The sequence below is a fragment of the Lactococcus cremoris subsp. cremoris NBRC 100676 genome, assembly GCF_001591705.1.
Lineage (GTDB): Bacteria > Bacillota > Bacilli > Lactobacillales > Streptococcaceae > Lactococcus > Lactococcus cremoris.
Window position 1 is genome coordinate 1 of the sequence record NZ_BCVK01000075.1, and the last position, 10,023, is coordinate 10,023.

12 protein-coding genes and 1 pseudogene are annotated in these 10,023 nt (G+C 37.1%); all 13 read left to right on the forward strand.

Translation table 11 applies throughout. The features are described 5' to 3' along the window. The coding region (locus LLA01S_RS11000; protein WP_032950470.1) for a ComEC/Rec2 family competence protein at positions 1-309 on the forward strand (309 nt) is incomplete at its 5' end. Positions 310-592: 283 nt separating this feature from the next. Further along, entirely contained in the window at positions 593-1,369 is a 777-nt protein-coding gene (locus tag LLA01S_RS11005) for an alpha/beta hydrolase (RefSeq protein WP_061778314.1), read from the forward strand. Between the two features lie 182 nt (positions 1,370-1,551). Next, on the forward strand, positions 1,552-1,767 hold the full coding sequence (locus LLA01S_RS11010; protein ID WP_014572212.1) for a F0F1 ATP synthase subunit C: 216 nt from the start codon (positions 1,552-1,554) through the stop codon (positions 1,765-1,767). Between the two features lie 46 nt (positions 1,768-1,813). Further along, a complete protein-coding gene (gene atpB / locus LLA01S_RS11015) occupies positions 1,814-2,527 on the forward strand; it encodes a F0F1 ATP synthase subunit A (protein ID WP_004255255.1) in 714 nt (237 codons plus the stop codon). Between the two features lie 14 nt (positions 2,528-2,541). Next, positions 2,542-3,048 carry a F0F1 ATP synthase subunit B gene (gene atpF / locus LLA01S_RS11020; RefSeq protein WP_010906128.1) on the forward strand — a complete coding sequence of 169 codons (507 nt, stop codon included), beginning with the start codon at positions 2,542-2,544 and terminating at the stop codon, positions 3,046-3,048. A gap of 1 nt (position 3,049) precedes the next feature. Next, a complete protein-coding gene (locus LLA01S_RS11025) occupies positions 3,050-3,577 on the forward strand; it encodes a F0F1 ATP synthase subunit delta (RefSeq protein WP_014572213.1) in 528 nt (175 codons plus the stop codon). Positions 3,578-3,764: 187 nt separating this feature from the next. Beyond that, on the forward strand, positions 3,765-5,267 hold the full coding sequence (gene atpA / locus LLA01S_RS11030) for a F0F1 ATP synthase subunit alpha (RefSeq protein WP_061778315.1): 1,503 nt from the start codon (positions 3,765-3,767) through the stop codon (positions 5,265-5,267). A gap of 15 nt (positions 5,268-5,282) precedes the next feature. Then, positions 5,283-6,152, forward strand: a complete 870-nt coding sequence (locus tag LLA01S_RS11035) for a F0F1 ATP synthase subunit gamma (protein ID WP_021165644.1) — start codon at positions 5,283-5,285, stop codon at positions 6,150-6,152. Positions 6,153-6,323: 171 nt separating this feature from the next. Beyond that, a complete protein-coding gene (atpD, locus tag LLA01S_RS11040) occupies positions 6,324-7,733 on the forward strand; it encodes a F0F1 ATP synthase subunit beta (RefSeq protein ID WP_021165643.1) in 1,410 nt (469 codons plus the stop codon). A 184-nt stretch (positions 7,734-7,917) separates the two neighbouring features. Next, complete coding sequence (locus LLA01S_RS11045) at positions 7,918-8,343, forward strand: F0F1 ATP synthase subunit epsilon (RefSeq protein ID WP_011676764.1); 426 nt, start codon at positions 7,918-7,920, stop codon at positions 8,341-8,343. 115 nt (positions 8,344-8,458) lie between these two features. After that, positions 8,459-9,106 (forward strand): hypothetical protein, encoded by a 648-nt coding sequence (locus tag LLA01S_RS11050; protein ID WP_014572215.1) that lies wholly within the window; start codon positions 8,459-8,461, stop codon positions 9,104-9,106. Further along, entirely contained in the window at positions 9,107-9,634 is a 528-nt protein-coding gene (locus tag LLA01S_RS11055) for a hypothetical protein (RefSeq protein ID WP_232035113.1), read from the forward strand. A gap of 12 nt (positions 9,635-9,646) precedes the next feature. Continuing rightward, positions 9,647-10,023, forward strand: a pseudogene (locus LLA01S_RS13410) (hypothetical protein); the annotation flags it as partial.

The window sequence follows — 10,023 nt, forward strand, 5'->3', positions numbered from 1 at the left end:
TTTTTTACAGGAGATTTGGAACAAGAAGGAGAAAAAAAGCTTCTACAAAATTATCCCAAATTACAGGTAGATGTGTTAAAAGTGGGGCATCATGGCAGTAAAACGAGTTCAAGTCCAGAATTCATCAAAGAGATACATCCTAAACTTGCACTAATCTCGGTTGGAAAAGCTAATCGCTATGGTCATCCCAATCAAGAAACTTTAGAAACCTTAGCCAAAAATCAGGTAAAGACACTCAGAACTGACCAAAAAGGGGCGATAAAATTAACAGAAGTAAATCAGCAATGGCAAATCAAAACAGTTAGATAAATGAAAGGAAAAAAGAGAGCAAAAGACATCTATAAAATGTTACAATAAAGAAGACGTTGAGTGCCTGTGGAAACTAAAAAAGTACTTCTTTCATTTCGTTTTTTTATTATTAAAAACAAAATGAAAGGAAAAGTCATAGTGCAGACTTTGAAAAAAGAAAACGAAGGTCAGATTTAAAAAGAAAGGAATTTTTAATTTAACAGAATTCAAGAAATTGAACTTATAATAGGTAGAAAGTTAACAACATTTGCTAACAACATAAAATTTATTAAGGAGACTTTTTATGGCAGTAATCAATATCGAATACTACTCAGAAGTTCTTGGGATGATTCGAAAAGTCAATGTTATTTACCCTGAGTCAAGTAAGGTGGAAGATTTTTCAAACACAGAGATACCCGTTCTTTACCTTTTGCACGGAATGAGTGGGAACGAAAATTCGTGGATGATTCGTTCTGGAATTGAAAGATTAATTCGACATACAAATTTGGCGATTGTAATGCCCTCGACAGATTTAGGTTTTTACGTGAATACCACTTATGGTATGAATTATTTTGATGCGATTGCCTTGGAACTTCCAAAAGTAATTCACAATTTTTTCCCAAATTTATCTACAAAAAAAGAAAAGAACTTTATTGCTGGTTTATCTATGGGTGGATATGGTGCTTACCGTCTTGCTCTAGGTACAGATCACTTTAGCTATGCCGCAAGTTTGTCAGGAGTTCTGACATTCGATGGAATGGAAGAGAATTTCAAAGAAAACCCAGCTTATTGGGGCGGGATTTTTGGAAATTGGGAGACTTTTAAGGGTTCAGATAATGAAATTTTGGCCTTAGCTGATCGTAAGAATGAGGAACGACCAAAACTTTACGCTTGGTGTGGAAAACAAGATTTTCTTTTCCCAGGAAATGAGTACGCAACAGCAGAGTTGAAGAAAAAGGGATTTGATGTTACTTATGAGAGTTCAGATGGTGTTCATGAATGGTATTATTGGACTAAAAAAATAGAGTCTGTCTTACAGTGGCTCCCTATAAATTATAAGCAAGAAGAACGATTGAGTTAATATTAAAAATTCCCATTTTATTCAAGACAAAAACTAAAAAGTTTGTCTATCAAACGCTTACAAAGACAAAAACAAAAGAAATGATGAAATTCTCATGCTTGTCTTTGACAAAAACTACGAATAGTAGTAGAATTTCTTAGTAAAATAAATTTGCGAAATCGCAATATAGAAAGAGGTCTATAATGACAATTACACTTGCCGCTCTTGGAGCAATTGCTATCGGTCTTGCAGCACTCGGAGCCGCTATCGGTGATGGACTTATCGTTTCAAACTTCCTCCAAGCCGTTGCACGCCAACCTGAACTTGAAGGAAAACTTCGTGGTTCAATGTTCATGGGTATCGCCTTCGTCGAAGGTACATTCTTCATCGCCCTTGCTATGGCATTCCTTTTCCATTAAAATTTTTCTCAACAAAAAATTTTAAAAACAGAAAGGAAGAACAGGTATGGAATCAACATGGACCTTTAATATTGGGCCAATTCCATTTGATGGAACAATCACAGTAATGACTTTTGTGACTGTCCTCATTGTTTTCGGTCTGGTATTCTGGGCGAGTCGCAATATGCAGCTCAAGCCCAAAGGTAAACAAAATGTTCTTGAGTGGGTTGTTGATTTTGTCAATGGAGTTTCCAAAGATAACGTCGGCCCTCATGAAGCACCACGCTTTGCGCTCATGAACTTTACCCTCTTTTCTTTCCTTCTTATTGCCAACTGCATTGGGCTAGTAACTAAAATTAGTACGCCAGGTGATGTTTCTCTTTGGAAATCACCAACTGCAAATCCAACAGTCGATTTGACACTTGCACTTCTTGTTGTTGTAATGTCAAATACACTGGGTGTACAAAAATTCGGTTTTAAAGGTTACCTCAAGGTTGCCTTCTGGAAAGATCCGAAAGGTCTTCTTCCAATGAACATTTTGGAAGAATTTACAAATGCACTTTCACTTGGTTTACGGCTTTATGGGAATATCTTCGCGGGTGAAATCATGCTTGGTCTTATTGCCGGTATGATTCAATCAACCATGTGGATGCTTCCAGTTGCGTGGATTCTAGAAGTTGCATGGATTGGCTTTTCACTTTTCATTTCAGCCCTCCAAGCTTATGTCTTTGTCCTTTTGACAAACTTGTACATTAGCCACAAAATCATAGCAGAACATTAAGAAAGGAGTAGAAATTGTCAACATTATTATTAGAAGCTGCTCCGAATACCGTTCTCGGTAACATCATCGTTGTATCTGGTGCATTTATTATCTTATTGGTATTGTTGCGCCTCTTTGCATGGAATGCAATTACAAGTGTTTTTGCAAGTCGTGCGAAAAAAATATCTGATGATATCGATGCAGCAGAAGCGAACAACAAACAAGCCGCTGACTTGGTTAAACAACGTCAAGCAGAGCTTGCAGGTTCTAAAGAAGAAGCTGCTAACATCATTCAAGTTGCAAATGATACTGCCTCACAAAACCGTGCGAAAGTACTTGCAACAGCAAATGAAGAAGCAACTAGCTTGAAGAAACGTGCGCAAGAAGATATCGAGCAAGAACGCAAAGAAGCTCTTAACACAGTTAAAGGCGATGTTGCGGACATCTCAGTTCAAATTGCTGAAAAGCTCATTGGACAATCATTAGATGCTTCTGCACAACAGGAATTAATCGACTCTTATCTCGCTAAGTTAGGAGAATAAGATGACAAAAGTAAATTCACAAAAATACAGTAAAGCTTTACTTGAGGTCGCCCAAGAAAAAGGGCAACTTGAAGCAATTCTTACTGAAGTTAGCGAAATGATTCAGCTTTTCAAAGAAAATAACTTAGGTGCTTTTTTAGCAAATGAAGTTTATTCATTCTCTGCTAAATCTGAATTGATTGATACTTTGCTTCAAACTTCATCAGAAGTGATGTCAAATTTCCTGAATACTATTCGTTCTAATGGACGTCTAGCTGACCTCGGAGAAATACTTGAAGAAACTAAAAATGCAGCAGATGACATGTTCAAAATTGCTGACGTTGAAGTTGTTTCAAGTATTGCATTGTCAGAAGCTCAAATTGAAAAATTTAAAGCAATGGCTAAAGCAAAATTTGATTTAAACGAAGTAACAGTAATTAATACAGTCAATGAAAAAATTCTCGGAGGATTCATTGTGAACTCTCGTGGAAAAATTATTGACGCCTCATTAAAAACACAATTGGCTAAAATTGCCGCTGAAATCCTCTAATCAGGATAGAAAAATTTTCTTCCTTTGTTAAAAACTTAGTGGAGAATTTTTCAAACTCAAACTGTTAAACTTTTGAAAACATGCAAAGGTAATTTTAAAACTTGCTTATTCATGCTCAAAAAGTATAACTGCAGTTTAAAGCTAAATAGCCTTGAACTAGTAAAAATTTCTAGAAGGGAGCATATTTTTGGCAATTAAAGCTAATGAAATCAGCTCACTGATTAAAAAACAAATTGAAAATTTCACACCAGATTTTGAAGTTGCTGAAACTGGTGTCGTTACCTATGTTGGTGATGGTATCGCGCGTGCCTATGGCCTTGAAAATGCGATGAGCGGTGAGCTTGTTGAGTTTTCAAATGGTGTACTTGGTATGGCGCAAAACTTGGATGCTACAGACGTTGGTATTATCGTACTTGGTGATTTCCTCTCAATTCGTGAAGGTGACACTGTTAAACGTACAGGTAAAATCATGGAAATCCAAGTTGGTGAAGAACTCATCGGACGTGTTGTAAACCCACTTGGACAACCCGTTGATGGACTTGGAGAACTTAATACAGGTAAAACTCGTCCAGTTGAAGCAAAAGCTCCTGGTGTTATGCAACGTAAATCAGTCTCTGAGCCATTACAAACTGGTCTTAAAGCGATTGATGCCCTCGTTCCAATTGGACGTGGACAACGTGAATTAATTATCGGAGACCGTCAAACAGGTAAAACTTCAGTCGCTATTGATGCAATCTTGAACCAAAAAGGTCAAGATATGATTTGTATCTATGTTGCGATTGGACAAAAAGAGTCAACAGTTCGTACACAAGTTGAAACGCTCCGTAAACTCGGTGCGATGGATTATACTATCGTCGTAACTGCGTCAGCTTCTCAACCTTCTCCACTCCTATACATCGCTCCCTATGCTGGAGCTGCAATGGGTGAAGAATTTATGTATAACGGTAAACATGTCTTGGTTGTTTATGATGATTTATCTAAACAAGCGGTCGCTTACCGTGAACTTTCTCTCTTGCTCCGTCGTCCACCAGGTCGTGAAGCATACCCAGGTGACGTTTTCTACTTGCACTCACGTCTTTTGGAACGTGCTGCTAAATTGTCTGATGATCTTGGTGGTGGATCAATGACGGCTTTGCCATTCATTGAAACACAAGCAGGTGATATTTCAGCTTATATTGCAACAAACGTTATCTCTATTACCGACGGTCAAATTTTCCTTGAAAATGACTTGTTCTATTCAGGTGTACGTCCTGCCATTGATGCTGGTTCATCAGTATCACGTGTTGGTGGTGCCGCACAAATCAAAGCCATGAAGAAAGTAGCTGGTACTTTGCGTCTTGACCTTGCGTCATTCCGTGAACTTGAAGCCTTTACACAATTTGGTTCTGACCTTGATGAAGCGACTCAAGAAAAATTGAATCGTGGTCGTCGTACCGTTGAAGTTTTGAAACAACCATTGCACAAACCATTGGCTGTTGAAAAACAAGTTTTGATTCTCTATGCATTGACTCATGGTCATCTTGATGATGTTCCAGTTGATGATGTTCTTGATTTTGAAACTAAAATGTTCGATTTCTTCGATGCAAATTATGCAGATCTCTTGAACGTAATTACGGACACTAAAGATTTGCCAGAAGAAGCAAAACTTGACGAAGCAATTAAAGCATTCAAAAATACAACGAATTATTAATAAGGAGGCTAACTAATGGGAGCTTCACTTAACGAAATAAAAACTAAGATTGCGTCAACAAAGAAAACAAGTCAAATCACAGGTGCCATGCAAATGGTTTCTGCTGCTAAACTTCAAAAAGCAGAATCTTACGCTAAAGCTTTTCAGACTTATGCTGAAAAAGTACGTAAGATTACGACTGACTTAGTTTCAAGCGATAATGAGCCGGCCAAAAATCCGATGATGATTAAACGTGAAGTCAAAAAAACTGGCTATCTCGTTATCACATCAGATCGTGGGCTTGTTGGCGGTTATAATTCAAATATTTTGAAGTCTGTTATAAGTAATATACGTAAACGCCACACAAATGAGAGTGAGTATACAATACTTGCCCTTGGTGGTACGGGAGCGGACTTTTTCAAAGCCCGTAACGTCAAAGTTTCTTATGTTCTTCGCGGACTTTCAGATCAACCGACCTTTGAAGAGGTTCGGGCAATTGTTACAGAAGCCGTGGAAGAATATCAAGCAGAAGAATTCGATGAACTCTATGTTTGTTACAACCACCATGTGAATTCATTGGTAAGTGAGGCACGGATGGAAAAAATGTTACCTATTTCTTTTGATAAAAAAGGTGACGAAAAAGCATCTCTTGTAACATTTGAATTAGAACCAGATCGTGAAACAATCTTAAATCAGTTGTTGCCGCAATATGCTGAAAGTATGATTTATGGCTCAATTGTTGATGCAAAAACAGCAGAACATGCTGCAGGTATGACCGCAATGCGTACTGCAACAGATAATGCACATTCTGTCATTAATGATTTAACCATTCAATATAACCGTGCTCGTCAAGCTTCAATTACGCAAGAAATTACGGAAATTGTTGCGGGTGCTTCAGCGCTATAATTACTGTCAAACATTATTCTCAATGTTACATTTTATCAACTTGAGGAATAAATGTTCTGTCAGTAAAGGCTTTGAATTTTAATTACGTTTGTCAGTAAATTTTTACTGATGAACTTAAAAATGAATAGAAATTCTGTTGTTAGACAGAAAATAAAAACAGGAGGAAAAACATTGAGTTCTGGTAAAATTACTCAGGTTATCGGTCCCGTCGTTGACGTGGAATTTGGTTCTGATGCCAAACTGCCTGAGATTAACAATGCCTTGATTGTCTACAAAGATGTCAATGGTTTAAAAACAAAAATTACTCTTGAAGTTGCTTTGGAACTTGGTGATGGTGCAGTTCGTACGATCGCTATGGAATCTACTGATGGATTGACTCGTGGACTTGAAGTCCTTGATACAGGTAAAGCGGTCAGCGTTCCTGTTGGTGAATCTACTCTTGGTCGTGTTTTTAATGTCCTTGGTGACGTTATTGATGGTGGAGAAGATTTCCCTGCTGATGCAGAACGTAATCCTATCCACAAGAAAGCTCCAACTTTTGACGAATTGTCAACTGCAAATGAAGTTCTTGTAACAGGGATTAAAGTTGTCGATTTACTTGCCCCTTATCTTAAAGGTGGGAAAGTCGGACTCTTCGGTGGTGCCGGTGTTGGTAAAACCGTCCTTATCCAAGAATTGATTCACAATATTGCCCAAGAACACGGTGGTATTTCTGTATTTACAGGTGTTGGGGAACGTACTCGTGAAGGGAATGACCTTTACTGGGAAATGAAAGAATCAGGCGTTATTGAAAAAACAGCCATGGTCTTTGGTCAAATGAATGAACCACCTGGAGCACGTATGCGTGTTGCCCTTACTGGTTTAACAATTGCGGAATATTTCCGTGATATTCAAGGTCAAGACGTATTGCTTTTCATCGATAACATCTTCCGTTTCACTCAAGCCGGTTCAGAAGTTTCTGCCCTTTTGGGACGTATGCCTTCTGCCGTTGGTTACCAACCAACTCTTGCAACTGAAATGGGTCAATTACAAGAACGTATCACTTCTACTAAGAAGGGTTCTGTTACATCTATCCAAGCGATTTATGTCCCTGCCGATGACTATACTGACCCAGCGCCAGCTACAGCCTTCGCTCACTTGGACGCAACGACTAACTTGGAACGTCGTTTGACACAAATGGGTATCTATCCAGCCGTTGACCCACTTGCTTCATCATCACGTGCGCTTACACCTGAAATTGTTGGTGAAGAACACTATGAAGTTGCAATGGAAGTTCAACGTGTCCTTCAACGCTACAAAGAATTGCAAGATATCATTGCCATTCTTGGTATGGATGAATTGTCAGATGATGAAAAAATTCTCGTTGGACGTGCACGTCGTATCCAATTCTTCCTTTCACAAAACTTCCACGTTGCTGAACAGTTTACTGGTCAACCTGGTTCATATGTACCAATTGACAAAACAGTTCATGACTTCAAGGAAATTTTGGAAGGTAAATATGACGAAGTCCCTGAAGATGCTTTCCGTGGAGTAGGTCCAATTGAAGACGTACTTGCAAAAGCAAAATCAATGGGTTATTAATTCGATTTCTTATGAAATGACAAAGTGAAAATACATTATTGAATCGCAAAATTTACTGACAATAATTCTGTCAGTAAAAGTTGCTTCAACTTTTTAAAAGTTTGATTAACTCTTGTAATTTTGTTTTTTAAAGTATTTTTACGCTTTATAATTTAAATTTTCATAGAAAAAATTGGAGGATCGAATGTCTGAAAACGTCATGACACTTCAAGTGATTACCCCTGCTGGTGTGGTTTATGATCACCATGCAAACTATATTACTGCTCGGACTACAAATGGTGAAATTGGTATTTTGCCAAACATGATTTCGACAATTGCTGGACTTGAAATTGATGAACTTAAAGTTCGTCGTCCAGATGATGAGACACATGTAGATTACATTGCTGTTAATGGTGGAATTATCGAAATTAAAGATAGTCTCGTAACAATTGTTGCAGATTCTGCCGAACGTAATCGTGATATTGATGTTTCACGTGCCGAACGTGCAAAAATTCGAGCTGAAAAAGCACTTGAAGTTGCTAAAGCTGAGAAAAAATCTGATGAAATAAAACGCGTAGAAGTTGCATTACACCGCGCTCTCAACCGTTTGAATGTTTCGTCTCATAATTAAAAAGCACCTACGGGTGTTTTTTTATGTAAAATTAAAGTGTTGCAAAACCAAGACATTAATGTTAAAATTATAGTCAGTAATGATTTAAGGATCTAAGAAATAAGTGAGGGAGAATGTGATTCTTGATTATTGTCGAGAACTGTTTGATACATTAGAGAATCTAGAAGGACTTTTAAAGGGTTCAGAAGACTTAAGAGAAGACTATCGTAAAAAAATATCAGCCCAAATTGCGCGTCAAGCTTCAATTTTAGATATTTTGGTTTCAATTGGAATGATTGTTTATTTCATGCCAGATAAGACAGTATTTTTTAGTAATCTTGTACCAGGAACAGGACCTGTTGACCTGTTTTTTAGAATGTCTGCGATTACTTTCCTTTCTTTACTTTTGGGTTACGGATCACGTTTGGGCTTAACTTGGCTTTGGCAACATAATTATTTACCAGGTGGAAGAAAACATATTGCACGTTTTTATAAAAAGAAATATTTAAAGAAACAAAAAGAAATTATTGAGCAAATTCAAGAAATCTTAAAGAGCGAAATAATTGTTAATGCTGAGCTTCCTAATGACTATATGAATACAAAGAGTATAAACTATATCATTGGCTGTTTGGAAGCAGGAGAAGTTAGTAATTTAAAAGAAGCAACAAATCTATTAGAATTAGAATCACGAGATTCTCATGTCCATTATCTGATTAAGACAGAAAATAATACAATTAGTCGGGCCTTATTATTAATAAAAAATGATGAAGAAGAAAGGAGATAAATGAAAAAATTAAAGTTACAAATAAAAAATAAAAAAATAATTTTAGGACTATTTTTTAGTATTTTTATTGTTGGAATTTTTCCTAATCTCACTTTTAACCTTTCTTCTTCAAATCCGGATAGAATCGCTTTCAAAAATGAAGTACTGGCTGACACTGTGCCTCCAACGAGTAGTACAAAATCAGTCATTCCGCAAAATATTACAGAAGAAACAGTGACCATAAACTTCCTTGATGCGGAAAATCATGAACTTAAAGTTCGTGATTCCGAAACAATGACAGTGAATGTCGGAGAGTATGTATGGGCCGTATCTTTTGGCGGAATGACCAATCAGTCTGCTCAAAATGTATACCATATCTATCAGATTCCGACGATTTCGAACTGTTCTTATCAAGGTAGCGAACAAGATTCTCCTTTACTGGTTACTAATGATTCGGCATCCAATGTGATTGATCTTTATTATAAAGGAGAAAATAGTCAAGTTACGATTAATTTCTTGGACTCAGATAATACAGGACTTAAAGTTTAGAAGTCTGAAACAATGACAGTGAATGTCGGGGAATACGTCTGGCCAATAAATTATGGTGCAATGACAAGTCAATCGACTAAAAGTGTTTATCACATGTATCAGATTCCGACGATTTTGAACTATTCTTATCAAAATAGCGACTCGGATACTCCTTTATTAGTTACCAATGATTCAGCGACTAATGTGATTAATCTCTATTACAAGCGTGATAAAAGTCAGGTAACGGTTGAATTCCTTGATACAAAAGGAAAGTTTATTCGTGCAAATGATACGATTACGGCTAATGTTGGAGATTATATTTGGATTGTCTCTCTCGGAGTGAATTCTGAGCAGATGAAATTTGGAGTCTACTGGTATTTTGTACCTAAGATTGGTGGATACTCTTTCAA

Excerpts from the sequence above, each read along its gene's own strand:
- atpB (WP_004255255.1), top strand. The coding sequence starts at position 1,814 with ATGGAATCAACATGGACCTTTAATATTGGGCCAATTCCATTTGATGGA.
- LLA01S_RS11045 (WP_011676764.1), top strand. The coding sequence starts at position 7,918 with ATGTCTGAAAACGTCATGACACTTCAAGTGATTACCCCTGCTGGTGTG.
- LLA01S_RS11010 (WP_014572212.1), top strand. The coding sequence starts at position 1,552 with ATGACAATTACACTTGCCGCTCTTGGAGCAATTGCTATCGGTCTTGCA.
- LLA01S_RS11035 (WP_021165644.1), top strand. The coding sequence starts at position 5,283 with ATGGGAGCTTCACTTAACGAAATAAAAACTAAGATTGCGTCAACAAAG.
- LLA01S_RS11055 (WP_232035113.1), top strand. The coding sequence starts at position 9,107 with ATGAAAAAATTAAAGTTACAAATAAAAAATAAAAAAATAATTTTAGGA.
- LLA01S_RS11025 (WP_014572213.1), top strand. The coding sequence starts at position 3,050 with ATGACAAAAGTAAATTCACAAAAATACAGTAAAGCTTTACTTGAGGTC.
- LLA01S_RS11005 (WP_061778314.1), top strand. The coding sequence starts at position 593 with ATGGCAGTAATCAATATCGAATACTACTCAGAAGTTCTTGGGATGATT.